This window comes from Novosphingobium sp. PP1Y (genome assembly GCF_000253255.1).
Lineage (GTDB): Bacteria > Pseudomonadota > Alphaproteobacteria > Sphingomonadales > Sphingomonadaceae > Novosphingobium.
Genome location: NC_015580.1, coordinates 671,429 through 697,928 on the forward strand (window position 1 = coordinate 671,429; position 26,500 = coordinate 697,928).

12 protein-coding genes are annotated in these 26,500 nt (G+C 66.9%); 4 read left to right on the forward strand and 8 right to left on the reverse strand.

Annotation, left to right across the window (positions count from 1 at the left end; genetic code table 11):
- Positions 1-89: 89 nt before the first annotated feature.
- From PP1Y_RS09415 to PP1Y_RS09430, 4 genes are read left to right on the forward strand one after another with little or no spacing between them, the layout of a single operon-like run.
- Positions 90-2,564, forward strand: a complete 2,475-nt coding sequence (locus PP1Y_RS09415; RefSeq protein ID WP_013832024.1) for a cyclic nucleotide-binding domain-containing protein — start codon at positions 90-92, stop codon at positions 2,562-2,564.
- Positions 2,564-3,430 (forward strand): hypothetical protein, encoded by an 867-nt coding sequence (locus tag PP1Y_RS09420; RefSeq protein WP_013832025.1) that lies wholly within the window; start codon positions 2,564-2,566, stop codon positions 3,428-3,430. The genes PP1Y_RS09415 and PP1Y_RS09420 overlap by 1 nt, the downstream gene beginning before the upstream one ends.
- A 7-nt stretch (positions 3,431-3,437) precedes the next feature.
- Positions 3,438-5,207 carry a cytochrome c3 family protein gene (locus tag PP1Y_RS09425; protein WP_013832026.1) on the forward strand — a complete coding sequence of 590 codons (1,770 nt, stop codon included), beginning with the start codon at positions 3,438-3,440 and terminating at the stop codon, positions 5,205-5,207.
- A 43-nt stretch (positions 5,208-5,250) separates the two neighbouring features.
- Positions 5,251-6,099, forward strand: coding sequence for a phosphodiesterase (locus PP1Y_RS09430; protein ID WP_041558724.1), 849 nt, complete (start codon positions 5,251-5,253; stop codon positions 6,097-6,099).
- A 122-nt stretch (positions 6,100-6,221) separates the two neighbouring features.
- Here PP1Y_RS09430 and PP1Y_RS09435 read toward each other — a convergent pair whose 3' ends face one another.
- From PP1Y_RS09435 to PP1Y_RS09470, 8 genes are all read right to left on the reverse strand, one after another.
- Positions 6,222-10,325: an LVIVD repeat-containing protein gene (locus PP1Y_RS09435; protein ID WP_013832028.1), complete on the reverse strand. Its 4,104-nt coding sequence runs from the start codon at positions 10,323-10,325 to the stop codon at positions 6,222-6,224.
- Entirely contained in the window at positions 10,325-12,196 is a 1,872-nt protein-coding gene (locus PP1Y_RS09440; protein WP_013832029.1) for a hypothetical protein, read from the reverse strand. Before PP1Y_RS09440 ends, PP1Y_RS09435 begins: the two co-directional genes overlap by 1 nt.
- Before the next feature lie 2 nt (positions 12,197-12,198).
- Positions 12,199-14,196, reverse strand: a complete 1,998-nt coding sequence (locus PP1Y_RS09445; RefSeq protein ID WP_041558725.1) for a heme-binding protein — start codon at positions 14,194-14,196, stop codon at positions 12,199-12,201.
- The gene (locus PP1Y_RS09450; protein ID WP_013832031.1) at positions 14,196-15,488 is read right to left on the reverse strand and encodes a multiheme c-type cytochrome; all 1,293 of its coding nucleotides are present in this window, start codon (positions 15,486-15,488) and stop codon (positions 14,196-14,198) included. Before PP1Y_RS09450 ends, PP1Y_RS09445 begins: the two co-directional genes overlap by 1 nt.
- A gap of 83 nt (positions 15,489-15,571) precedes the next feature.
- Entirely contained in the window at positions 15,572-21,826 is a 6,255-nt protein-coding gene (locus PP1Y_RS09455) for a hypothetical protein (RefSeq protein WP_148274933.1), read from the reverse strand.
- A complete protein-coding gene (locus PP1Y_RS09460) occupies positions 21,823-23,571 on the reverse strand; it encodes a ShlB/FhaC/HecB family hemolysin secretion/activation protein (RefSeq protein ID WP_041558726.1) in 1,749 nt (582 codons plus the stop codon). Before PP1Y_RS09460 ends, PP1Y_RS09455 begins: the two co-directional genes overlap by 4 nt.
- Positions 23,572-23,729: 158 nt before the next feature.
- A complete protein-coding gene (locus tag PP1Y_RS09465) occupies positions 23,730-24,473 on the reverse strand; it encodes a hypothetical protein (RefSeq protein ID WP_013832034.1) in 744 nt (247 codons plus the stop codon).
- Complete coding sequence (locus PP1Y_RS09470; protein ID WP_013832035.1) at positions 24,460-26,496, reverse strand: adenylate/guanylate cyclase domain-containing protein; 2,037 nt, start codon at positions 26,494-26,496, stop codon at positions 24,460-24,462. Before PP1Y_RS09470 ends, PP1Y_RS09465 begins: the two co-directional genes overlap by 14 nt.
- Positions 26,497-26,500 lie beyond the last annotated feature (4 nt).

Here is a 26,500-nt window from a genome sequence, read left to right on the forward strand (position 1 = left end):
GCTATTTCCCATTCATTACAGTACCGTCGGCTGAGGGGACAGGCCACGGATCAGCTTTGCGCAAATGCGGTTTTTCGCGTGGCTTTGCAATGTTCGGTCGGCACGACGAGGGGGAAGTTGTGAAAGATCGCGTCCGTATCGCTATTATCGGCTCCGGCCCCGCAGGCATGAGCGCGGCGGGCAGGGCGGCCAGGCTGGGCATGTCGCACGTCCTGCTGGAAAAGACCGATCACCTGTCCGACACCATCTTCAAGTACCAGAAGGGCAAGCACGTCATGGCGACGCCTTCCTCGCTGGTGCTGCGATCCGATTTCGAGTTCGATGCGGGCAAGCGTGAACAGATCCTCGGGATTTGGGACGAGCAGGCCGCAAGCAATGCGATCACTGTGCGTTACAAGTCGGAAGTCACCAAGATCGAGGGCGAAAAGGGCGCGTTCGTCCTGACGCTCAAGGGCGGGGACACGATCGAGGCCGAAGCGGTGATTCTGGCCATCGGCACCCAGGGCAACCCCAACCGCCTGCGCTGCGAAGGCGCAGACATGCCGCATATCCAGTACCAGCTGGACGATCCCACCGAATATGTGGACGAGCACATTACCGTCGTGGGTACCGGCGATGCCGGGATCGAGAACGCGCTGGGCCTGGCTGCCGATCCGGCGCAGGGCAATGTCGTCACGATCCTTAACCGCGGTACCGAATTCGCGCGAGCCAAAGAGGCTAACGTCAAGCTGCTGATGGAGGCCGAAGCCGCCGGACGCATCATCATCCGCAATGAGACGACGCCGGCGCAAGTGCGGCCCGGCGAACTTCTGCTCGATACCCGCGACGGGCAGGAAACCATTCGCTGCGACCGCATCATTGCGCGCACCGGCTCGGCCCCGCCGCGCAAGTTCGTCGAGGATTGCGGCATCGAATTCACCAGTCCCGAGCGCGAGGCCTTCCCGGTGCTGTCGCCGGTATTCGAGACGACGCGCCCGGGCATTCACGTCATCGGCGCGCTGGCGGGCTATCCGCTGATCAAGCACTGCATGAACCAGGGCTACGACGTCGTCGAATTCCTCAACGGCAATACCGGTCTCAAGCCTGCCGACGAACCGATCCTGGCGGAGAAGTTCGCGGCCCTTCCGGGCCGGCGCAGCGTCGATGAATGGCTGGAACTGTTCGGCGGCCGGATCGAGATCTTCCGCGACATTTCAGCGCTGCAACTGCGCGAACTGATGCTCGATTCCGACGTCAGTGCTTTCCGCAAGGGGGAGGCGGTATTCCAGCGCAACGAGCCGGGCTCCTCGCTCTTCGCCATCGCCGAAGGTTCGGTGGCGGTGGAGGTCAACAAGGACGATCCCTCCATCACCGTGCCGATCGGGCAGGGCTCCATCTTCGGCGAGGTCGGCCTCATTTCCGGCCGCCGCCGCGGCTCCACCGTGCGCGCGGCGCAGGACCTGATCGTCGTTGAACTTTCGCGTTCCGCCGCGCTGAAGATGATGGCGACGGCCCCGGCCGCGGCCAAGGTCGTCAACCGCATCGCGATCGAGCGCCAGCTCCTCCAGATATTCGGCTCGGGCCTCACCCCGGACGACATCGCCGAGCTGGTCGACGGGGCGGAAGTCAAGGAACTGCGCGCCAACGAAGTGCTGATGAAGGAGGGCGAGGAAGGCACCGACATTTTCATCATCCGCCGCGGTTCGATGATCGTCGAGCGCCAGATCGGCGGCAAGCCGGTGTTCCTCAGCTACCTTCCGGCCGGCGCCTATGTCGGCGAGATGGCCGTGATCGATGGCTCGCGCCGGTCCGCGACGGTGCGAGCGGCGATCAAGTCCGAAGTCATCCGCCTGCCGGGTGAGGCTTTCGTGCGTCTGCTGGCGCGCAAGCCCCAGCTCAAGCAGAAGGCCTTCGCCGAGATGGAGCGACGGCGCGAGATCAATACTTTCGTCGAAGGGCGCAAGGAGAACTTCTCGAGCGTCGTCGACATGTATTCCCAGACCGCGCAGTTCCTGGTCGACAACGGCATCGGCGAGGCGACCGACGTGCTGTTGATCGACGAGACGCTCTGCGTGGGATGCGACAATTGCGAGAAGGCCTGCGCCGACAGCCATGACGGCCTCTCACGGCTCGACCGCGAGGCGGGGACGACTTACGCGCATCTTCATGTACCGACTTCGTGCCGCCACTGCGAACATCCGCACTGCATGGCGGATTGCCCCCCCAACGCGATCCAGCGGGGCCCGGACGGGGAAGTCTTCATCGACGAGACCTGCATCGGCTGCGGCAATTGCCAGCGCAATTGCCCTTATGGCGTGATCCGCATGGATTCGGTGCCACCGAAGAAGCCCTCGATCCTCTCGTGGCTGTTCCTCGGCAAGGGGCCTGGGCCGGGTGAGCCGAGCAAGGCCTGGCGCAAGGCGCATGCCGACGGCGTCGAGCGGCCCAAGCAGGCGATCAAGTGCGACATGTGCGCCGGGATCGACGGCGGGCCCTCCTGCGTGCGCGCCTGCCCTACCGGGGCGGCAATCCGCGTTTCGCCGGAGGCCTTCCTCTCGGTCGCCAAGCTGGCGGAGGGCGAATAATGGCCAGTGCATCCGAAACCGGCCACGTTGCCAACCGCGAATATCGCAGCGATCACGAGGGTTTCCTGCGTCATCGCGGCTTCCGCTGGATGAAGATCGCGACCGCGCTGTGCGTGGTGTGCATCGCGGCCTATTTCCTCACCGATCCCAAGCCGCGGCCCGGCGGCGGTACCTGGATCGGCTATACCCTGGGCACCATCGGCGCCCTTTTGATCGTCTGGCTCTCGCTGCTGGGCATCCGCAAGCGCGCGATCACCGAGGGGCGCTGGTCCCTCAAGGCCTGGACTTCGGCGCACGTGTACCTTGGCCTTTCGCTGATCGTCGTGGCGACGCTGCACACCGGCTTCCAGCTTGGCTGGAACGTCCACACCCTGGCCTATGCGCTGATGATGCTGGTGATCGTCTCGGGCATGTTCGGCATCTGGGCCTATGCTTCGCTGCCCACCGCGCTCAGTTCCAATCGTGAGCAAATGACGCAGGGACAGATGGTCGACGCCATTCGCGCGCTGGACCGTCAGCTAAACGAAGCCGCGCAGCCGCTTGCGCGCGGGCCGTCCGATCTGGTGCTGGCAGCACTGGAGGAAGACCCGTTCTCGCCGGGCCTGCTGCGCCGCCTTTCGGGCCATTACCCGGGCTGCACGACGCAGAAGGCGCTGGAAGGGCTGGCGCTTTCCGGCTCTGCCGATCCGGCGATCGAACGGGTGGAAAAGCTGCTGGTCCGGCGAAAGGCCCAGCTCGAGAGGATGCGCCGGCACATGCGCCTCAAGGCCATGCTGGAGGTGTGGCTCTACGTCCATGTACCCGCCACGATGGCTCTGCTCGCGGCGCTGACCGCCCACATCGTTTCCGTGTTCTATTACTGGTGAGGGCGGCATGACTTTCAGGATCCGCCAGATCGAGCAGACCGCGACGGGACGCGAAATCGTCCGCGACCGGGACATTGCCGGCGAAACCCTCAGCATCGGGCGTTCGGCCGAGTGCGACATTCACTTGCCCGACCTCGCGGTGGAGCCGCGTCACGCCGAAGTCTCGGCCGTTTCGGGCGCACGGCTGCGCGTCGAGGCGGTGGGCACGCTTGGCTTCGTCGTCGATGGTGCGGAAACCCGCTCCGCTTCCATCGACAGCCTCGGCGGCGCCGAGCTGGGCTTCGGCACTTACCGCATCACCGTCTCGCAGGATGAGGACGGCGCGGTACTGCTTACCGTCCGCAAGGCGGAAACCGCCGCGACCCGTTCGGGGAACCTCGAGGAGAAGCGCGGCTTTTCGCTGGGCGGCGTTCTGCCGGGCAAGCGGCGGATGTCATGGGCGCTGGCGATCGTCATAGTCCTGGCGTTCCTGGCGCTGCCGATCGTGACCAACATCATGAGCGTGAAGGGGCCGCAGGCCGCGGACAAGAGCAGCGTCATCAACGACGGCAGCTGGAACCCGGGCGAACTGAGCCTCGCGCACCACTCGCTGACCGACAAGTGCGTGGCCTGCCACGTCAAACCATTCGAATCCGTACGGGACGAGACTTGCCGCAGCTGCCACAAGGACGTTCACGATCACGCACCGGCGGTGCGTCTCGCAGCGGCGCGCGGCAACCTGCCGCTGGGGCAGGCAGCCTTGTGGAAGGTGGCCCATGCTTTCGGCAAGGAAGGTCCCGGCGCCTGCCAGGATTGTCACTCGGAGCACAAGGGGCCGACCCGTCTGACCGCGCCCAGCCAGCAGTTCTGCGCCGATTGCCACGGCCAGCTCAAGAGCAACCTGCCTGACACGCGGCTTGGCGATGCCGGCGATTTCGGCAAGCTGCACCCGCAGTTCACCGCGCGGGTGATCACCGATCCGGTGACGAGGCATCCGTCCTTCGTCTCGCTCGACAGCAAGCTGCGCGAGGACAACGGCCTGACTTTCCCGCACAAGCTGCACCTCGATCCGATGGGCGGCGCCGCGCGCATGGCCAGGAACATCGGGGCAGAGCGCGGCTATGGTTCCAACGGGCTGGAGTGCAAGGACTGCCACCGCAAGACCGAAGAGGGCGTACGCTTCAAGCCGATCGACATGGAGCGTGACTGCGAGGGTTGCCACAGCCTTGCCTACGAGCGCGTCGGCGGCATCGTGCGCCGCCTGCGCCACGGCGACGTCGAGCAACTGACCGCAGACCTGCTGGCGGCCAAGTGGGATCACAGCAAGCCGCTCGTCTCCAACCGCAAGCGCCCGGGCGAATATGCCGAGGGCGGGCTCTACCAGTTCCGTTATTCGGGCGGCGCCTGGCCGGGGCTGCAGCTTGACGTGGCGCTGTCGAAGGACGGCATCTGCGGCGAGTGTCACCGCCCGACGCGGATCAACGGCCGGCCCGGCGTCGTGCCGGTATCGCAGCCGATGCGCTATTTCGATCACGGCTGGTTCGACCATGCCGCGCACAAGCAGGAGAAGTGCACCACCTGCCACGCCGCAGAGACCTCGACCAGCGCCAGCGACGTGTTGCTGCCGGGGATCAAGACCTGCCGCACGTGCCATCTCGGTGAGGACGCACCCAAATCGAAGGTGCCATCGAGCTGCGCGATGTGTCATGGTTATCACATCACCGAGACGGGTTCGGCGGACCGGAAACCGGACGTCAACCTGTCATCTCCTAAGAAGGTCGCACTTCGGAGGGAGTAAGGCCCATGAATGGCATCAACGCAGGCTTCGCAAGGAAGCCCCAGTGCTGATCGCGCAGATTACGGACCTGCACATCGGTTTCAGCGGAAGCGAAACGGGGGGCTACAACACGCATCGCCTGAAGGCCGTGCTGGAACGCCTGGTGGATGGACCGAACCGGCCCGATCTCTTGCTTATGTCCGGCGACATGACCGAGTTCGGCGACCCGCAAAGCTACGCTCGACTGGCCGAGCTGGTGCGTGACTGCCCGTTTCCGGTGGCGCCCATGGTGGGTAACCACGACATGCGCGCAGCAATGCTGCAAGCCTTCCCGGACTGCCCGGACAATAGCGGCTTCGTGCAGTACGCGATCGATCTCGGCCCGCTGCGGGTTCTGGTGCTCGATACGCTGGAGGAAGGCCGCCATGGCGGCGCCTTCTGCGAGGCGCGCGCGGCGTGGCTGTCTGCGGAACTGGCAGCGCACCCCGACCGGCCGACCGTCATCGCCATGCATCACCCGCCATTCGAAAGCGGGATCGACTGGCTCGACAGCGATGAGCGCGAACCGTGGATCACCCGTCTGACCGAGGCCGTCTCGGGCCACGCCCAGATCAGGGGGATCGTTGCCGGGCACCTGCACCGCCCGATCCACACCCTGTGGGAAGGTATCCCGGTCACCGTGGTCGGCTCAACCGCAGCGACGGTTGCGCTCGATCTGAACCCGGTTGACCCGGACAGGCCGGACGGGCGTACGATGATCTCCTCCGAGCTGCCGGTCTATGCCCTGCATCGCTGGGACGGCCGCCGTCTCGTTTCCCATACCGAGGCCGTCGGTGCGCTCGACGCTCTGGCGCGCTATGACGAGGCGTTTCAGGAAGTGGTGCGGGTGATCGTGGGCGAACGGCCCGATTGACGCTGGCGATGGTCCCGAAGCCGATTCGGGACCTGGTCTCTCTAAGGGCTGCGCTGCGCCATTCACCCCGATCCGGTCGAAGGGTGGGAGGCGCCCAGCGCCCCCGCAGTCCCTCTGTCAGATCAGCGCTTGGGCACCCAGACGCTCATGTCGACTTCGTCGGTTACCTTGAAGGGCACGCCGCGGCGGTTGATGAACAGGCGCTCCATTTCCTCGCGGGTGAAGGGGCGTGAGCCGAGGCGACCGAAGACGGCCATCTGGCCACCGGTTTCGTCGACACCGCGGTCGCGGTCGAGGCCCTTGGAGAGGGCGCGGGCCGGGCTTGGCGTCCTGGCCCATGCGATCAGCTCGGGCTTGGGCGCGGGCGAGAAGCCGTAGAAGTTCGGCTGGCTCGAAGGCGAGGTGAGCTGCAGCACCTTGAGACCGTTGCGACCGTCAGCGACATAGGCGAACAGAGAGGCATTGGTCGAACCGACGATGACGTCCTCGGCATCGTCGAGCTGCCCGTCGAAAGTCACCTTCTGGTAGATGCGCGGGTTGGGCGGGCTGCGCACGTCGACGATGACGAGGCCGTCCTGCTTGGCCGCGACATAAGCGTAAGTGCGTGCGACGTAGATGCGGCGGGCATCGGCCAGTGGCACCGTCGCCTGCGGCACCGCGATCGGGTTGCGCAGGTTGGTGACGTCGAAGAGCTTGAGGCCCTCCTTGTCGGTCACCCACAGGTAACGGAACTGGACCGCGCTGGCGCGGGCGTCTTCAAGCGGGCGTACGGCCGAGAGCTGCGGGTGCAGCGGGTCGTGCAGGTCGACGACGACGAGTCCGGCCTTGGCGGTGATGTAGGCCACTTCGCCCGCCAGGATGATGTGCCGCGCACCGTCGAGAACGTGATCCGGGTTCCAGGTCACCGCGCGCTTGAGCTTGTTGTTGCGGAATTCGCCATCGGCCATCGTGTCGATGTTGACGAGGATCAGGCCCTCTTCGCTGTCGGTGATGGCTGCATAGCTGTAGATCGGTTCGAAAGCCTGTTCCTGGTTGGCGTCGCGCAGCGTGAACGGTGTGCCATCGGCCTTGTAGAGCGTCTGGCCCTTGTCGTCCTTCAGGATCGTCGCTTCCATCGTCCGGTTGCGTGTGGGGGCAACCGGCTGGTTGGTCGCCAGCGCCATGCAGGTCGCGTTCTTGGTCTTCACGTGGGTGTTGTGGCCCAGCGGTGAGAAGGGCGCCGAGACGACCGCGTCGGAGAAGCCCTTGTTGGCCACCGAGGCGACGTCATAGACCTCGAAGCCGCCCTTGCCCTCGGCCACGAACATGTACTCGCCGCGAAGCTGGAGGCAGCCGACCTCGCCGCTGGTGCCCTGCGTCACATTGCGGAACTGCTCGAAGGGATGGGTTTCGCCCGACAGGTCCTTGTCGAAGGCCTTGCCGCGCGTCCAGTTCTTCAGCTCGCGCCCGTTCCGCTCGACGTGGAGCTTGTAGTAGTCGGGGTAGGCATATTTCTGGAGGTACGATCCGATCACGGCCTGCGGTTCGTCCCACTCGGTGACGCGTACGGCCTCGAAGCCGCCGTCCAGGCCGACCCATGAATTGAGGCCGACGAAGTTCACGAAATTGGTCCCCAGCAGCAGCGTCTGGGCCATGATCGCGTTGTTGTCGTCCTTTTCGGACAGGTGGCAGTCGCTGCAGGTCTTGGTCTCGGTCAGGCGCACGGTGTGCGGGAAGTGCGGCGCGAAGGCCTGGCTGGAGAAGCCCGCCGCGCTGATCGGCGGCTGCTGGATGTAGATGCGCTCGCGATTGACGTTGGTCGAGGACAGGACCAGCGCCGAAGTCGACCGGATTGGGGCGACTTCCGCGCCCTTGGTCGTCATGTGCTTGCCGAGCTGGAACATCTCGTCGCGCGCGACCTGCGGGTTGTAGGTCGCGAAGTTGCGCGTTTCCTCACCCTCGTAGTGGTGCAGCGTGGTCTTCCAGTTCGCCTCGATCGGCAGGTGGCAGCCGCCGCAGCTCGTGGTCCACGAGAGGTGGCAGGTGAAGCACGCCATCTCGCCGTCCTTGTGGGCGCGGTCGCTCATCGGCACGCCGGGGCCGAAGCCGAAGGTGCCGTCGTCCGCGCCGGACTTGCTCATCAGCTTGGCGCGCGCCGACTTGGCGTTGAAGGTGGGAGAGGCGGGATCGACCGCGTCCCTGACCAGCGAGACTTCCCACGAAAGGTCCGGATCGACGATGGAGCGCTGGATCAGGTGCTTTCGGCCCGAGGCGTCGGTGTTCCACTCGAAGCGGCGCTTGCCGTCGGGATTGCGCAGGAGGGCCAGGTCGGTGCCCTTGGGCGGCGCGGCCGGGCCGCTGGTCAGCAGCGTCGGATAGGCGTCGGCGGTGCCGTGGCAGTCCTTGCAGCCGATCTCGACCGCGTTGGCGACTTCGCCATAGATCAGCCCGTTGCCGTGGCTGTCCTGCGAATAGTGGCAGTCTGCGCACTGCATGCCCTTTTCGGCATGGATGTCCATCATGTGGACGGTCTTGCCCGGATTGGTGCCGACGGGGACGAACTTGCCTTCACTCTCCTTGCGCCACTTTTCCGGATCGTCGGGCGAGACGATGTGTTCCTTGTCGGTGCCCCAGGTAGCCTGGTTGCCGCCGGCATCGAGCAGGTTGCCCTCGCGGTCGCGCTTGAAGATCGCGCGGAAGTTCCAGCCATGGCCGTGGTAGTCGGCGAACTGGGTATCCTTCAGTTCCGGATTGAGGTCGTAGACGTTGCGCAGGAAATCGAGGTCGGCCCACTTGCCCTTGGGTGATGCGCCCTCGGGGTTGCGTTCCAGCACCTTGTGGACTTCCTCGGCGGTCGGGTACTTCTGCTGCTTGGGCCACATCTTGGGCGCATCGGCCTCATAGTCCCACATGGTGTAGCCGAGGTAGCTGTTCAGGAAGATGTTGGGCTGGTGCATGTGGCAGTTCATGCACTGCGCAGTCGGGATCGCCCGGGTGAACACATGCTGGAGCGGGTGGCCTTTTTCCCGATCGTCGGCGGGCTTGGCGATGCCGTGATCGTCGGCCTCGTGCCCGGTCTTGAGCGAGCCGTGCCCGTTCTCGCCGTAGCCTTCGCCCTGGCTCTTGAGCGCGGCGATGGTCGGGTCCCTGGTGACCGTCTGCCCGTCGCGGCCGAGCTTGGCGTAGATCAGCGAATGGCGCGGTTCGCGGTCGTTCGCATAGATCACGTGGCACGCGGTGCAGCCGGATGAGCGGTAGTCGCCGGGCTGGTCGTTGGTGCCCATGAACCAGGTATAGGGATCGTTGAGGCGCGTCTTGTGCAGGTTGAGCACGGGGATCGCCACGCGAAGGCCGGTGCCGGGGCCGCGGTTCGACTGCTTGATGTCCGGGCGGCCCGGTTCCTCGAGCCGCTGGATCGAGCCGGTCGGGTTGGGCAGGCCGACTTCGGCGAATGTCGAGTTGATGACGCGCCCGCCGCGTTCGAACACGCGGAACACGTCGCCCGGCGGCGTGACGTTCCAGCGCGGCAGCGGATAGAGTGCGGCCAGCGCGCCGCGCGCCTTCTGTTCAGCGGTGACGGTGCCCGGCGGGTTGCCGGCCGAGACGATCTTCGCCGGCTCGCCGTCACGGGTATAGGCTTCGCCGAAGATGTAGTTCTTGTAGGGGACGATGCCGTTGTTGTAGGCCGCGCCGCCGAACAGCATCGCGCCCGAGGCCATCAGCGAGCGTTCCGCCGCCTCGATGGCGGGCAGGTGGCAGGCGCCGCAGCTTTCGCGCGCGACGCGGTAGTCGCCCGGATTGACGAAACGGATGTATTCCGGCGCTTCCTTGTTGAGCAGGGTATAGCTGCGCTGCGGGTTGGCGGCGCTCGGCCAGTGCCAGCTTTCCGGGAACTGGGGCAGGACGTGCGCCTTGTCGCGCGCGGCGATGTAGTCGGGATGGTCGAAGCCCAGTTCGGGCCGTCCGGTGATCCGCGCATTTCCGCCGTGGCAATCGGTGCAGCCCAGCTTGACCGCGGGCGTCGCATGCATCGTGGGCGCATCGCTGGCGGTGTGGCAGGTGAGGCAGCCCGCCGACTTGGCATCCATGTCCACCGCCGACTGGCCAGCGGGCGCAGCGGGCGCGCGGACCAGCGAATAGTCGCGCTCTACCGGCTTTTCCTCCTCGCTGGCGAGCAGGCGTCCGGTGGGGATGGCCAGCGCCAGCAGGAGCGCGAAAGCGAGGAAGATCCGGCTGAGGCGCTGCATCAGTAACTCACGATGATGTTGGCGAGGACGGAGTAGTAGTTCCGGTGGCCCTCGGAATTGTCGAAGAGGTCGCGAAAGCCCTTGCCCGGAACGAGCGCGGCGGCGCTGAGGCGCGCGACGATGTTCTGCGTTGCCTTGGGGCGCCAGATCGCGGCGGCGGAGAGGTCCCAGCCGATGTCCTTGGGGATCGAGCCTTCATTGCGCAGGGTCTGCAGCGTGGCGGTGTTCTCGAACCACAGGTGATTGGCGTTGGTGGACAGGCGCACTTCGGGGCTGAGGTCGAAATCCGCGCCGGCGCCGACCAGCACGGTCCCCGGGTTGTTGAAGTTCGACTGGCCCTGCTCCTTGGAGGAGCGCAGCGAATTCAGGATGCCGTTGCGCCCGTTGACGCTGACCACGCGGCCGCCGCCGGCGAAGGGGATCGTCTGGCGGATCCAGTAGCTGGTGTCGGCGCCCGCGAAGATCGGGTTTTCGAACACCGCGTCGAAGCCGGTTTCCTTGTTGTCGTAGGGATCGCCGTCGCCGGTGGCGTAGAGGCCGGACAGGCGAAAGCGCATCCAGTCCTTGTCGTAGCTCAGCTCGGCAGCCCCGAAAAAGGCGCGGATATCGGCCTTGCGGTCGGTGAAGAAGCTGTTGCGGTCCTGTCCGAGCGCACCGTAGGCCGATGCCGTCAGGTTGATCCGGCCGACGCGGCCATCGGCGTTGTAGCCAAGGTAGACGACGTCGTAATTCCGGCCCTTGAGAGTGCCGAGCAGGGCCGGGCGCACCGGGAAGCCGTTATCGTCGACCTCGATCCGGCCGGCCTCGCGGTTGCGGTTGTAGGCAACGGTGAACTGGCTGGTCAGCGCCGGGATCAGGAAGTCCTGGCGGTAGATGTTGGCGACGAACAGGAAATCGTCGCGCGGGCGCTGGACGACCGAGTTGAGGCCCGAGTTGGTGTCCTTTTCCAGACGCCAGAATGCGGCGAGGTTGTACTGCACGCGGTTGTTGTCGCGGTTGCCGAAGAAACGGATGCCGAGCTGGTTGTCGTTGAACAGGAAGCCCCGGAAATCGGCCTGGAAAGGCTGGATGCCCACGCGCACGGAATCGAAGTCGTAGCGGTCCGAAGTGTTGCGCAGGTGGTAGTCGATGAAGGCTTCCTGCACGCCGACGAAATGGTCGGAGCGGTGCGAGGGCTTGCTCGGCTCGACGAAGAGCACGCGCTTTTCGGGCACGTTGACATAGTTGTAGTTGAACGCCAGCGCGACGCGGTATTCGACTGCGGGCGGCTTGAACGCGGTATTGCCCTTGGTCAGGCCGAGCCCGAGGATGAAGGTCTGCGAAAAGACGAGGCTGGCGTCCTTGCCGAAGACGTCGATGGAACCCGGTCGCTCGGTCGTCTGCACGCCCACGGGAATTGGGAAGGTGCGCGGTTCCAGAACGGTGTCGGAGATCAGGTTGAGGCCGAAGAACCAGTCGTCGCCCTTGATCGGCAGCCACTTGACCTTCTTGGGATCGAGCGGACGGTCACCCTTCAGCGTGTTCTGGTGATAGGGGTCGCTCCAGCGTTCCTTGACCACGCCCAGCGTCTCGATCAGGCGCCAGCGGTCGGGGATCGGGACCTGGTCTGTCGGAAATGCCTCGGGCGGGGGCGCGCGCACCGCGCCTTCGTTGTTCTGCGTCACCCGCTCGGGCAGGGGCGGGTTGTAGCCGGGGCGGCGACGGCCGTCGATCACGCCGGGATCGACGTCTTCGGGAGGGGTCTCGGTGCCCGGCGGTTCGAGGATCGGCTGCTCGGGCTGCGTATCCTCCTGCCCGAAGTTGGGCTCGGGGATTTCCTGCGGCGCGGCTTGCGCCGCAGCCAGGGGGACCAGAAGAACCGGCACAGGCATCGTTACAGGCCCTCGCAGACGTTCTGGTCGCTGGAATCGAGGAACGGCGCGAAGGGACAGTTGACGAAGCGCAGGCGCACCATCGCGCCGTTGACGTTGACGACGATCCGGTCGGCGCGGATCGCTGCCGGGGCATTGCCGGTGGTGCCGAGGCGCACGCCGGCATTGTGGTTGCCCAGGAAGCTGATCATGTCGTCCTGGTCGATGCCGTCACCCGATACGCCGATGCCGCCGACCAGCACATTGCCGCGATAGACCGGGACCGAACCGGGGAAGATCTGGATGCCGTTCTGCAGCCGGTTCTGGTTCGTGGCGACGTCCGGCAGGAATGTGCAGCGCTGCTGCGTGTCGGTGGCGCTTGCCCCGGTGACGTACTGCAGGTGCTGGGCGAGATTGGTCAGCACCAGCGCCGATTGCAGGCCGGTGGAGAACGGGCTCCACTGCGCGATCGGGCGCGAGAGTGGGCCATTGGGATTGCCGACTTCGCCGTCGGGGAAATAGGGGCGCGACAGGTTGCCGCCCGAGCGGTCCGCAAAGGCGAAAGTGCCGGTCAGTGCGCTCTGGTCATCGAGGAAGGTGCGCACCTTGCCGACGAAGGCCTGCACATCGCTGCTGGGATCGGCCAGAAGCTGGGCGCCGGCCTGCGCGCCGGAAAAGAAGGTGGCCGTGCGCGCCTTCTGCAGCGAGACGTCGGTGCCGAAGATCGGCGCATCGGGAGAGCGCACGATGCCCAACACCTGTCCGCGCGTATCGACCAGCGAAATCGAGACTTGCGCGCGGCTGTCGAGCGGCTGGCGGATCTGCGCCCGGGCGCGGGTCATGACCTTGAAGGCTTCCTCGAGGATCGCCGTCGCCTCGTCCGCCGTGATCGGCTGGGCGATGTCGGCGCCGTCGGTTCCCGCGCGGATCGGGTAGCGGTTCGTGCCGCTGCCGTCGGTCAGGACGTAGGCGTCGCGGTCCGAGAATTCGGCGGTGGTCGAGGCGCGGATGCCCGAGGTTTCCGAGCCGTAGGCGGTACCGGCGCGCAGAGCTGCGGTTTCGAAGTAGCCCTTGACCGCCACCAGGCTGCCGAGCGCCGGGGCGGTCTGCGCATAAGTCGCTCCGGCCACGTCGAACAGGCCGGAATAGGTCGCGTCCGAGTAGCGCAGCTGGGTACCATCCACGTAGATGCGGTTGGCGCGGATCGCCTCCGGGGCCTCGAAGCCCACGGTGCCGGCCAGCGCGATCTGTTCCTCGAAGTCGGTGTCGGTGTCGAGCACGTTGTCGTCGAGGCCGTAGACCCCGTCGCCGCTCACGCCGATGCCGCCAACCAGCACGCCGTTGATGTAGAGCGGAAAGCCGCCGGGGTCCGCCGAGAGGCCGAGCGGCGACCGCTTGGGCCCGATCAGCGCGTCGGTGCCGGAAGCCTTGAAGCGTGATGCGAAGTCCGAACAGGGAAGCTGGCTGAACTGCACGCCGAACAGCGGCCCGCTTTCCAGGCCCACGGTGCTCGGTGCGGGCGGGAAGTGCTCCTGCACGATCATGCTGGCAGTGCGACTGGTGAAGGCGTTGCCCGCGCTCGACAGGTAGGCGCCGGTGACTGCCTTGGCGATGGCCGCGGCTTCGGCCGGGACGGAGAGGCCCTGGATGTCGATGTTGTCGCCATTGGGCGCATCGGGGATCCTGGCGTTGGCGGGCGCGCCATTCATGCGGAACACGGCAAGGACGTTGCCGACGCGGTCGACCACGGCGATGACCGAGGGATGGCCGGACTGGTTGGCCTGCGCCGCCGCCTGCGCCACGATCTTGCCGACATTTGCGCTGCTCAGCGACAGTTGCGCCGGGGCCTCGTAATCCTCCAGCGTCGTGCCGCTGCCCGAGGAGCCGCCACCGGAGCTGCCGCCTCCCGAAGAACTGCCGCCGCCGCCTGAACCGCCGGACGTACTGCCGTCTCCCCCGCCACAGGCGGCGAGCATCAGGGTCGCCGCGAGCGCTGCAATGGTGCCCCCCCGCCAGCGCATCAGCGCAGGGCCTCGATCGAGCGGGCAGCGCTTCCCAGCGCCGCGCGGAAGGAGCCGGGATCGAACTTCTCAGGCGCGGATACGGCGACGTAGGCGCGGTTGATCTGCGCGCGGATGCCGGCCGCAGCACCGACCGTGACGCGGCCTTCGCGGACCAGTGCATTGAGCAGGGTATCGACGGCCATGACTGCCTGGGCCGAGCCGGTGTAGTCGGTCAGGCGCGGGGTGATCGCCTTGCCGGCGATCGCCGCGATCACCTGGAAGGCGGTATCGTTCGAATAGTGGCGACCGGCCAGCGCGTCCGAAAGCGTGCCCGCGGCGAAGGACAGTGCCCTCGCCGCTTCGGCGGCCTGCGGGCGGCCCTGCGCCATGGCGGCGTGGAAGGCCTTTGCGGCGGCGTCGTAGCGGGCGGCCTGACCGGGCGCGAGCGTCGAAGCGACGGCGGAGAGCATGATCATGTTCTCGTCGTTGTAGGGCGGGTTGCCGAAGGGGATCGGGCGCCCGGGATTGGTCTCGAACGTGCGCTTCGCGGCCGGATTGTCGGTGATCTGGCGGTGGCAGGAGTGGCAGTCGTAGAAATAGAACTGCGGGAACATGCCCTCGGTGGCGAGCGAGGCATTGGTGAACAGGCGCGTCGAGCGTTTGACCGCTTCGGCCTGGCCCACGGCCCAGAGCTGCAGGCTGTCCAGCCTTCCCTTGCGCTTCACGTAGTCGGCGTCGAGGTTATAGTGGGCCTGCAGCGAGGAAAAGAGGTCGAGCTCGAACGACACGCGCGGGTGGCCCGCCGCCATCATCGAATGCGTGACGAACTGGCCCGGCTTGTCGCTGCCAAAGTGGCAGTCGAGGCAGACCGAGGCGCGCACTTGCGGTTTTTCGAGCGGGATCATGCCCGCCGCGACGTTCGAGGCATGGGTAGCCGGCATTGCGTAGTGGCTGGAGAGCCAGCCCGAAGCCGGGCCATGGCAGGATTCGCAGCCCACCCCGTCGGAGGCGAGGAAGCGTCCCCCGCGCGCGGCATTGGGCGCATTCGTGGCATGGCAGCCGAGGCAGGCAGAGGCCGAAGCGGCATTGCCCAGCCCCAGAGCCGAGGCGATGCGCTGGCCGCGCGGGGTGGAAAGGACTGCAGTGGCACGGCTGTGCGCGCCGGTCTCGCTCGACGGTTCCTGCCAGATGCGCAGTTCGTCCTGACGCACGACCTTGCCGTCGCCTTCGCTGCGGCCGTGGCAGGTCGACCCGGCGCAACTGGCGACACCCTCGTAGCTGTCGGCCGTGGCGGCGTTGGACCAGACCATGACCAGAGCGGCTAAGATCGCCGCGATGGTCAGGTACAGGCGCGTCCCTGCGCGAAGTCCGGTTCCGATTACCCCCGAATGGGTCACTTGGATTGCCCCCCTACGCAGCCCTCCGTGTCCGGAGAACAGCTATCGCCCCATAGATCCTCGTTGCCAACCCCTGTAACCGGCTCGTCGACCAAGGGCAACGTAAGGTTACGTACAAGTTCCGGCAAATCCACGTTAATTTGGATTGGCGGCGGTGAAAGTAGTGCGCCGACATTATTTTCGGGCGTTACCGGATATTCGATATCCGTCTTGGTGCGGATGATTGATTCGAGCCCATTGTCTGTTTGCAGCAAAGTACAGGTCAGCCCGATCACGCACCCGTTAACCGTCGAGAGCGGGTTGAACGGTCCGCCCGCAGCCGCCGCATTGCCGTTGACGGTAACCAGGGTCACGGTGTCGAGGCCGGTCAGTGCGTTTCCGGCCGAATCGATGAGCACCCCGTTCACGACGATCCTTGTGCCCGTCCCTGCGGTGGTGATCGAAAGGGCATTGGCGGTGAAGCCGCGCCGGTCGGCGAAGGCGGTGGTTGCGCCCAGGTTCTGGATGAAGATGCCATCGGTGACGCTGGCCTCGATCGCGCCTGCCAGCAGACCGCCTCCCGAACCCGCCGCCGGTTGGCCCATCAGCCCATCGATCGCGGTGATGTCCGGCGCTGTGTCGATCTGCCCGATTGCGCCCGAGGTGGCGGCGGTGAAGCGGTCGGCCGTGACCCGCAGGAGGCCAAGCGCGCCGCCATTCGCGTTGGTCATGGCGATTGCGCCCAGGTCCGTGGCGACTTCGACTCTCGGCGCGGCAAGGGCCAGTGTGTCGAGCGCGCCGGAAGTGGTGAGCGCGACGTTCCCGATGACAGAGATGCGCCCGTTCGATGTCAGCGAAAGCGTCCCGCCGGTGCCGAGCGCAAGGCCGGGGCCAAAGCCCAGCGCGAGGTCGCCGACCCGGACTTCGCCGGTTCCGGTCTGGACCGAAAAGGAGATCGCACTATCGGCGAAGACCTGTTGCAGTTCTCCATTATCGAGACTGTAGCCGCTCCCCGCTGCAGCACCGCCGATGCTGCTGAGGTTGGCGCCGTTGCTGTTCGTGAACGTCACGCTGGTCGTCCGCCCGCGCTGGCCGACCTGTGCGTCCGGCCCGATGACGATATCCTGCGAAGTGGCGGTCATCGTGCCGCCGACGGCGAACCCGTCGATGGTCAGGGTCTGTCCCGCGCTCATCGCAAGGAGGCCGGTTGCCGTCGCATTGCCGGCGATGGCAGCATTGGCACCCGCATCGACCGCCAGATCGGCGCTGGAGTTGAGCGCGCCGGTTGCCGTGACGTCCTGCCCGGCGGCAATCGCGATGCCGGCGCCCGATACGTTCCCGGTGTTCGAGAACGAGCCGGCCGTGCTTGCGAGGTCGACGCTGCCGGTGGCGCTTGCATTGACGATGTCGAGGTTGCCTTGCGTGCGAAGCGCCAGGTTTCCGCCTGTTGCAGTGGCATCGGCGAAGGCAAGACTGCCGCTCGAGGCGATGTCGAGCGACGTGCCGCTTGCCGTGACCGGACCGGTCGAGAGCAGGTCGGCTACCGCCAGGGTACCATTCGCCTGCAGCAGGGTGCTTGCGCCCGACGAAAGGCCCTGCAGGCTCAGCGCGGTGCCGGACGTGATCGAGGCCTGGCCGCCGCTGACGATGGCGCCGCTTGCCGTGACTGCATTGCCAGCCGTAATTGCCAGCGCATCGGCAGAGGTCAGGCTGGCGAAGGTCACGTCCTGTGCGCCGTTCAGTGTAACGCCGGTCCCGCTCAGCAGGCCGGTGATCGCGATGGAGCCGCCAGTGCTCGTGAGCTGGGCAGTGCCCGTTGCGCTGCCGTTGCCGAAGGTGAGGTCGCCTGCAGTCTGGATCGACAGGTTGCCTGCCGTGGCGTCGGCGGAAGCGAAGGTAAGCGCACCGGTCGAGGCAATGTCGATCGACTGGCCTAGCGCCGTGACAAGACCCGTCGAGGTGAGCTGGGTCACCGCAACCGGACCGGCGCTCGACTGCAGCACGGTGGTGCCGCCCGAAACGAGGCTTGGCAGCGAAATTCCTGCATCGGCCACGATCGCGGTATTGCCTGTCGCCGTGACGAGTGCGGTCGACGAGAATGTCCCGCCCGCGGCAACGTCAAGGGTTCCGCCAGAGGTGAGATTGGCGTTGGCGGTGACGTCCGTGCCTGCGCCAATTGCGATGCCGGCGCCATTGACCGCGCCGTTGATGCTGACCGCGCCATTGCTGCTGGTGAGCGTCACCGCGCCGGTGGCATCGACTGTCGCGACGACGAGGTCGTCGGTGACGGCCAGGGCCAGATCGCCGCCGGTCGCATCGGCATCGGCGAATGTCAGGCCGCCGCTGGACCCGATCGAGACCGACAGGCCGGAGACAGTCACCGGACCGGTCGAGAGCAGGTCGGCAATGTTTACCGGGCCCAGCGCGGAGAACAGGCCGGTTGTCCCACCCGAACTCAGACTCCCGAGATCGATGCCGGTCGCGCCGTCGATCAGCATGTTGCCGGCGCTGGTGATCAGGCCGGTGCCGGTGATCTGGCCTTGCGTCGAGGTGATCGTCAGCGCGCCGCCGGCATCGAGGCTGCCGGTGCCGAGAATATTGAAGACGGCATCGCCGGTGGTGGTGAAGGTCGTTTCGCCCACGACCGATATCGCCGCGTCGGCGGTGCGCAGGTAGAGGCCCTGGCCATCGGCCCGGGCGGTATCGCCGGTCGCGGTTGCGTCGAACGTACCGAAGACGGTCAGCGCCCCGCTGGGGGTGGCCGCAGAGCTGCCGATCTTCAGGAATCCTGCGACGGTCGGCGGAGCGGTGCCGCCCGGATTTGTCCCGCCCGAGGCATCTGCAGTGAGGACTGCATTGCCCACCACGTCGAAAGTGCCCCCTTCCGAGGCGAGGCCGGCACTGCCGCCGCTCGCGAGGCCCTGCGTCAGCGAATCCACGCTGTTGGCGCCGCCCGTCGCGGAGCCGTCGACGCGCAGGTCGGTGCCCACGGTCATCGAGCCGGTGCCCTGCTGTCCGGCACTGGCGCTGCCGCCGAAGGCATTGCCGCCCAGCGCGCCCGCTACCGAACCGTCGCCGCCGATGGCGTCGGCAAGGACGGAGACGAGGCCGTTGAGCGTAACAATGCCGCCGCCGCTGCCGGACAGCACGGCGAGGCCGCCGGTGCTGTTGCCGCCGACGCCGCCCAGACCGGCTGCGCCGGCAAGGCCCCGTGCAGTGACCTGGGTGATCCCGGCGACTGTGATGGTGCCGCCAGACCCTGCCAGCCGCGCCTGTCCGCCAGTACCGTCGCCGCTGCTGCCGTTGGCCGCAGGATCGACGTCGAGGCTCGAACCGCTGGCGTCCACCGAGATCCCGGTGCCGTTGACGATCAGGGCGCCTCCCGTGACGTCGACGCCCGCAAGGCCGCCAGTGCCATTGCCGCCCTTCGCGCCGCCGGTGACCGAGCCGCCGATGCCCTCGGCCGAAACGTCGAGCGTGGACGCCAGCGTCATGGTGCCGCCGCCGATCGCAACCTGTGCAGTGCCGCCGGTCCCGCTACCCAGCGAATCCGCGCCGCCGACCGAGGTGAAGATCCCGCCGATGGCCCCGGCGTAGACGAGAGCCGGGTCCGCCACGTCGATCGTGCCGCCATTGAGGATGAGGCTGGCCGTCCCGCCCTGCGCAGCCGCACCATATTGGTCGGCGCCCGGCGAGGCGAAGAAATCGACGTAATCGCCGTAGGCTCCGGCCAGAATGTTGAGGCCGGGCAGCGAAGGCGAGAACACGCCAAGTGCGCTGTCGACGACGAGGCTGCCGTTGTTGGCAACCGAAACGGTCGCGGTTCCGCCCGTCGCGGTCCCCGCGCCCGATTGGCCGCCCGTGGTCTGGGCCTGCGCTTCGACCAGCAGGCTGGGCAGGGTGACTGCGGCGTTGTCGATTGTGAGTCCGGCCGTGCCTGCGGTCATGTCCGGTGAAAAAATGGATGGACCTGCCGAACTTTCCACCTGGAAGCCGGCATTGGCGGTGATGGAGGTGTCGGAGCCGACCGTGAGCGATCCGCCCGATCCCACGCTGACCAGCGCGTTGCCGCCGTTGGCGAAGCCGCCGGAGACGGTGTTTGCGGCGGTGTAGGAATCGGCATGGACGTCAAGACTGAATCCGAGGTTCAGCGCCACGCCCTGGACGTTCACGCGCGCGCCGTTCACAAGGTCCGCAGTGGCATTGCCCGAGAAGCCGCCGCCATAGCTCTCGCCGCCATAGGCGCTGGCCTCGATGTACAGGCTGCCCCAGCTCTGGCCATTGCCGCTCAGCGAAACGAGGCCGGTGCCGCCGAAGCCGTCGCCGCCATTGCCGCTCCCGCCCGATCCATAGCCGCTGGCGTAGAGCCCCACGTTATCGAAGTCGAGCAGGCCGCCGTTGTCGGTAATCGTGATGGCCCCGCCGGTGCCGTCGCCGCCCTGAACGTCGGAATATCCGCCGTAGGAGGTTGCGTAAGTATAGAAGCTGGCGGCCGATCCCAGCGACCCGCCGGTATCGACCAGCACGTCGATCTGGCCGGCGGTGCCGTTGCCGCCGACATTGACGCCGTCACCGCCGTCGCCAGAAGCGTCCAGGCTGAAGTTCGTGGCGGGCACCGTTCCGCCGCCGGTGGCGGTAAGCTGGATCGTGCCGCCGAACCCGTTGCCGCCGGTATCGCCGCTGCCGCCGCGCCCGTAGGCGCTGACGTTCAGATCGTCCGCAGCCAGAGTACCGGCGCTGACAATGGTGACGCTGCCGCCGTTCCCATTACCGCCGATGCCGGCCGCAATGTCCTGTCCATAACCGCTGACGTCGATCTCGAGATTGGGCGCGGTGATCGATCCGGCGCCCAGGTTGATGGCAACGCTGCCGCCCTGACCGTTGGCCGTGAGCGCGGTCGTGCTTGTGGCATCGCCGATTGCGCGCAGGCGAATGCGGCCTGCCGCAGTCAGTGCGCCGCCGCCGTCGACGTTGATGGCCACCGCGCCGCCCTGGTCGGCGTAGCCTGCGTTGACGTCGAGCGCATAGGCAATGCCGAAGGGCGGAAAAAGCAGGTCCGAAGGCAGGCCGGTCGTGTCGTTGGCAACGATCTGCGCACCGCCCAATGCGTCGAGCTGGACAAGGTTGATGGCACTCAGCGTCGTGAAGCGATCGAACTGCGTCAGGGTCGTCGGCGCGACGGTGATCGTGTCGGTCGCCGATGCGGTGGTCACCGAAGTGAACTGCGCATCGCCGATGGCGATATTGCCGGTTGCGACAAGCGGATTCCCGGCATCGAAACCGATGCCATGTCCGGCCGAGAGGACGACCGAGCTGCCGTCGTCCGTAGCGACTGCGGCGGCGTCGTAGCCGATGCCGCCGTTCAGCAGCATCGTCAGGCCGTCGTTCTTGCCCACCGCCACCATGTAGGCGGTCTTGACGTCGGCCGCGCTGGTCGAGGCCGAGCCGCCGGTCGTGCCGGTATGAACCACGCCGTTGGCATCGGTGGTGCCGGTGGTGACGTTGATGTCGAACAGGCCGGCGTTGATCGTGATGTCCGCCACTTCCGCCGCGACATAGGCGATCGATCCGTCCGATCGCACGGTGCCGCCTTGCTCGATGCGCGGCGCGACGAGTGCGACGTAGGCCGCGTTCGTGGGCACTTGCGGGTTGAGCAGCGCATTGATCTGTGCCCCGCTCTGGATCGTTACCGGGGCCAGCGATCCGGCCGCGCCGGCGAACCGGATCTGGCCGGTCGGTCCGTATAGCCCGCCGGTCGTGTCGATCGGATTGGTGGTGAGCACCAGCCCGCCGACGTTGAAGGTGGCGGTCGAGCCGACGATCACGCCATTGGGCGAATAGAACCAGACATTGCCGCCGGTCCCGCCGGCCAGGGTACTGTTCACGGTGCCGTCGAACTGGATCGTCGAACTCGTGGGATTGCCCGTGCCATCGACGGGCACGATCCGGTTGAGCACCGTGTAGTCGGTGCCGTTGATTCCCGAATCGGTGAAGTTGGCGGTGGTCCCGCCTGTCTGGAAGATGACGTTGCCGCTGCCGCCCGGATCGTTCGTCGTCCAGTCGATTACGACTTCGGTGGAGCCGATGAAGACATCGGTCGTCCCGGTGCCGTCGACGATGGAGGCGATACCGGAGTTGACCGTCCCGGTGCCCTGGAAGGACTGCGCCGCGACCGGGGTGGCGGCGATGGCCAGGACCAGCGCGGAGAGGCTCGCTCCGCAAAGCGAGGCGCGGTGTCGGCAGACGATGGCGGTATGGGGCTTCATGGTCATGACGGATCCTGCGGCCAGAGCCGTGCCCTTATTGTGAAAAGAACGCGTACATCGCCGCGTTCCTGCTGGAACCCGGCGCGTCGCAGCGGAACTGCGAAAGAGAGGTTGGCGTCGATCTTGCCGCCCCAGCGCGCCCTCAGGCCGCCACCGGCGGAGTAGGCGCTCTGCCCGTCGCTGCCGTGGCGCCAGGCGCGCGCGGCATCGAGGAAGGCATAGGGCTGCACTGCAAGGGCCTTGTCAACGGCCCGGGCGATGCTGCCGTAGCGCAGCTCGAACGAGGAACCGATGCCGCTGTCGCCCAGCACCGTGCCGGGATCAAAGCCGCGCCCCACGGTGTAGTTGCCGATGCTGAACTGCTCGTAGGACAGCAGGCGATCGGGCGAATACTGTGCGCGGGGTGAAACCGCGAGGGCCAGCCTGGGCATGGGGCGGAATTCGGCCGTGGCCTCGGCCCGCAGCACGAAGGCACTGGGATCGGCGAGCAGGTTGCTGATCGGAACGTGCGGGGTCAGGCAGTTGGAGAGGGGCGAACAGTCCCGGCTGGCGCCCAGCGCATCGAGCCCGTGCCGGGCCTCGACCTGAACCCCCAGGCGCCAGCGCGGTTCGGCCGCGGTATAGCCGCCGTGGCCGACAAGGCTTGCACCGTCGGCGGTATCGGCCGCGAGTCGCGCGTAGAGCACGCGCAGGTGATCGCGGGTGAGCGGCGTGGTTGCGAAATCGATGTCCTGGTTGACGATTTCGAGGCCGCCGGCCGCCTTCACCGAGACGGCGCGCTTGCGGATCAGCGGATAGCTTACCCCGATGTCTGCGGCGATGGTGTCGCTTTCGAAGGGCAGGGCGCCCGACGGCTCGCTGCGGCCCCACAGCAGGCTGCCGCCCACGCGCAGCCCGCTGGCTCCCAGCGCGAAGTCGTGGGTCGCCTGCAGGACCGTCTGTTCCTTGAAGTCGAAAGTGTTGAACAGGCTTACGGTGGTGCGGTCGGCGAGGCCGGTGACACCGTTGAAGGTCGCCTGGATGAAGCCGCCTTCGCGTCCGTTCGCCTTCGAGCCGAGATTCTGGATACCGCCGACAAGCTCGAAGGGCTCGCGGCGGACGAGAACGTCGCCGATCACCTCGCCGGGCGCGCCCCGGGCCGGCTTGAGCGTCAGTCGGACCTGGTAGCCGGGCATGTCGCCCAGCAGCAGGAGCTGGCGTTCAGCGACATGGGTGTTGAACCAGGGCTGCTCGGTCAGCTGGGCCAGATGCGCCGCGATCGCCTTGTCGTTGGCGCCGACGTCGCCGCGCACCTGCACTTCGACCAGTCGCGCGACAAGCACGTCCATCTGCACCTGTCCGCCCTTTTCGATCCGCTGCGGCGGGATCTGGACGGCGGCCAGGTAGCCCATCTCGCGCAGGGCCGTGGCGGCGCGGTCGCGCACTTCGCACAGGGCGGCAACGGGCAGGTCCTGCCCGGCCATGTCGCTCCAGGTGTCGTCCAGTACGCTGGGGTCGACGGCTTCGAGATGCGCGAAATTCACGCGCGAGAACGTGACGCGGGTCTGGGCGAAAGCCGGGTCGGCCAGCGGGCATGGTCCGCGCTCGATCTGGCTTTCGACTTCAAGGCGCGGACGCGGTGCGGGAAGCCTGTCGAGGACGCGGCCGGGATCGAGGGATTCGCGCGTCTGCGGCTGGGGTGTGGGCGCGGCCGTCTGTGCCCGTGCCGCCAGCGGGAATGCGGCCGCTGCAATCGCCGGGCCGAGCATCATGCTCCGCCGCAACGGACCGCTCCGCGCGCCGCATTTCCGTTTCAGATCCGCGATCGCAATCGCCCTCATTCTCATTCCCCCGGCCGGACCTGTCTGTCCGGCAAATCCTTCGTGTCAGGGCCCCGGCCGGGACCCCCTTACCCCTGTGTGCCGCGTGCTCAGTCGGTCGGCAGGACCAGCGAGCTTGCCAGCAGTGAAACCTGACTCTCGCAGCCCTTGGCCAGAAGTGCCTCGGCAAGGTCTTCGGGTGCGTAGTCCAGCTGTGGCAGCAGCTCGAAGGTCACTTCCACATCCGATTGGCCCCTGCGCGAAATGACGTAGGCTGCCCCGTCGGTCACTGGCATCGCGACTTCCCAGGGCGCGACCATCGAGCCGGTCTGGAAGGCAAGCGTCGTGGCGCTGCCGCCGCCGGCCGGCTTGACGCTGTAGCTTTCGTCGCCCTCGTTGCTGGGCCGCCAGGCGCGCACTTCGGCCGGATCGACCACGCAGACCGGGCCGGGGCTGGTGACATCGACGTACCACAGGTTGGGGCGCAGGGGCTTGCCGTCCGGGCCGCTGCCGCGAACGGCCCCGGTACGCACCCGGCTGGCGCTGCGCTGGGTGGTCAGCGCGACAAAAGTCGTCGTGCGGCTGGGGCCGGCGGTGGAGCCGACCGGGAAGGTGCCGGCCCCGCGCAGGACGCGGGTGCCGCGCTTGTCGAGGATGGTCACGCTGTCCGATGCCTTGAGCGTGATTTCGCCGTCGTCGGGCAGCTTGGTGCCCGGCGGGTAGGACTTTGCCGAGGGGCCGCTGGAGGCGACGACGATGCCGGCCATCGCGGTGGCCGGAAGGGCCATCAGGGCGATGGCGGTCATGCCGCGCAGTGCGGCGCGGGCGGCGTAGTGGCGCTTATCCGAGGACATAGGCCTTGTTCCCTTCAAGTTTACGGGTTCGTTCCGAGAGATTGCGCAAGGCCGGATCGTCCGGGTGGGCACTGGCAAGCGCGTCGATGCGGTCCGCGGCGGCGGCCGGGTCGCTGTCGATCAGGGCGACGGCATCGGCCAGCGCTTCGCGATCGGCGGCAGGAAAATCGGGGGCAGGCTCGAAGATGTCGACCGGCTTGGCCCGGCCGCGCAGGACGACGCGGCCCAGCGGGCGCCACCAGTCGAGGCCCGAACGCTCCGCGAATTCGCCGCTGGCGACGACCGAGGTCCCCAAACTCTTGTTTGCGGATTCGAGGCGGGCGGCCGTGTTCATTGCATCGCCAAGCGCGGTGTACTGGATGCGCCGCTCGCCGCCGAAGTTGCCGACCACCGCCTCGCCGAAATGCTGGCCAACGCGGGTGCGGCCGATCGGCGGCAGCGATGGATCGACTGACTTGCGGAATTCCTCGCCCGCCTGCCACATGGCATAGGCGCATTTCGCGGCCTTCTGGGCATCGTCCGGCCTGGCGATGGGCGCCCCCCAGAAGGCGACCACGGCATCGCCCACGTATTTGTCGACGATCCCGCCATGCTCGAGGACGACCGTGGTCAGCTTGTCGAGATATTCGTTGAGCAGCTTGGCGACGACTTCCGGCTCGAGCTGGTGGGACAGCTTGGTGAAGCCCTCGAGATCGCTGAACAGGATGTAGAGTTCGCGCTTGCTGCCGGAGAGGGTCAGCCGTTCCGGGTTGTCGATGATTTCCTGCGCAATGTCGGCCGGCAGGTACTTGCCCAGCGCGCCCTGTGCGAAGCGGCGCTCGACAGCGCCCGACGCGCGCACCGCGCTGGATACGCCGATGAAGGCAAGTATCCAGCCGGCGATCCAGCCGAAGGCGGGGGTGCCGTAAGTCTCTACTCCTGAGGCTTCCAGGTAGAAGGGCAGGCCGATCATCATCGCCAACTGGAGGATGAACAGCGGAACGATCTTCCAGGTCCGTCCGTCCAGCAGGGCGGTCAGCGACGCAGCAAAGATGAAGATGAGCCCGACCGCCCAGCGTTCCCACCCGGTGACGGGGGTGCGGTGCGCGCCGTCGAGCATCTGCGCGATCATTGCCGCATGGACCTCGATCCCGGGTACGGTGGTGCCGGTATAGCTGGTGAGGGTGGTGGTGACCTGGTCGGTATCGATGATCTGGCCGCCGATCAGCACGTAGCGCCCTTCGACTTGCGCGGCGAAGGCGGCGGCCATTTCGGGATCGTCGAGCGAGGCGAACAGGTCAATGGGGATGGACGAGAAGACCGGCGCATCGCTGTTCGCGCGGCGATAGCGGATCGATCCGGTATATCCGGCGAAGGCCTTTTCCTGCCCGGTGCCGCCCGCGGCGACCATGGCGCGTCCGAGAAGCTGCGGCAGGCCCGGTTCGAGCGAAGGCCAGACACGCGTCGCGCCCTGGTAGTTGGTCAGGCGGATGCTGGCCGGATGCGCATTGCTGCCCTTGAGCTGGCTGAGCAGGCTCTTCAGGTACTGTTGCTGCTCGTAGTTGATGTCGTCCTTGTTCGTTGCCTGATCGGCATAGGCGACGAACGTGGGCGTACGCATCGCCCGCAGGGTCTGGACGAGCTGCGCGTCCTCGTCCTGCGGCTGGTCGAAGAGGATGTCGATGCCGATGGCCTTGGCGCCCATCGCGTCGAGCTTGCGCAGCGCCGCGGCAAGCATGCCGCGATCGAGCGGCGAGCGCTTCTTGGCGTTGATCAGGGTCTGGTCGGTATAGGCGACGATCTGGATGCGCTGGTCCTGGTCGACCTGCGGGGCCATGACGAAACTGCGCAAGTCGTAAAGCGAATCCTCGGCATCGCCGACGACCGGAATGTTCCAGCTGAAGCGGGCCAGGATCACCCCGACCAATACCAGCATCACGGTCGCGGCCATCTGCCGCTTGCTGGCTGCGCGCACCTTGCGCCAGCCCTTGCGCAGCAGGGTGGCGGTGGGGGGCTGGGCCGTTGTGTCGGGAGTGCTTGCCATGGCC

What these genes read in the sequence shown, in the direction of transcription:
- PP1Y_RS09415 (WP_013832024.1), top strand. Translation starts at nt 90, where the DNA reads ATGTTCGGTCGGCACGACGAGGGGGAAGTTGTGAAAGATCGCGTCCGT.
- PP1Y_RS09420 (WP_013832025.1), top strand. Translation starts at nt 2,564, where the DNA reads ATGGCCAGTGCATCCGAAACCGGCCACGTTGCCAACCGCGAATATCGC.
- PP1Y_RS09425 (WP_013832026.1), top strand. Translation starts at nt 3,438, where the DNA reads ATGACTTTCAGGATCCGCCAGATCGAGCAGACCGCGACGGGACGCGAA.
- PP1Y_RS09435 (WP_013832028.1), bottom strand. Translation starts at nt 10,325, where the DNA reads ATGCAGCGCCTCAGCCGGATCTTCCTCGCTTTCGCGCTCCTGCTGGCG.
- PP1Y_RS09440 (WP_013832029.1), bottom strand. Translation starts at nt 12,196, where the DNA reads ATGCCTGTGCCGGTTCTTCTGGTCCCCCTGGCTGCGGCGCAAGCCGCG.
- PP1Y_RS09445 (WP_041558725.1), bottom strand. Translation starts at nt 14,196, where the DNA reads ATGCGCTGGCGGGGGGGCACCATTGCAGCGCTCGCGGCGACCCTGATG.
- PP1Y_RS09450 (WP_013832031.1), bottom strand. Translation starts at nt 15,488, where the DNA reads ATGGTCTGGTCCAACGCCGCCACGGCCGACAGCTACGAGGGTGTCGCC.
- PP1Y_RS09455 (WP_148274933.1), bottom strand. Translation starts at nt 21,826, where the DNA reads ATGACCATGAAGCCCCATACCGCCATCGTCTGCCGACACCGCGCCTCG.
- PP1Y_RS09460 (WP_041558726.1), bottom strand. Translation starts at nt 23,571, where the DNA reads ATGATGCTCGGCCCGGCGATTGCAGCGGCCGCATTCCCGCTGGCGGCA.
- PP1Y_RS09465 (WP_013832034.1), bottom strand. Translation starts at nt 24,473, where the DNA reads ATGTCCTCGGATAAGCGCCACTACGCCGCCCGCGCCGCACTGCGCGGC.
- PP1Y_RS09470 (WP_013832035.1), bottom strand. Translation starts at nt 26,496, where the DNA reads ATGGCAAGCACTCCCGACACAACGGCCCAGCCCCCCACCGCCACCCTG.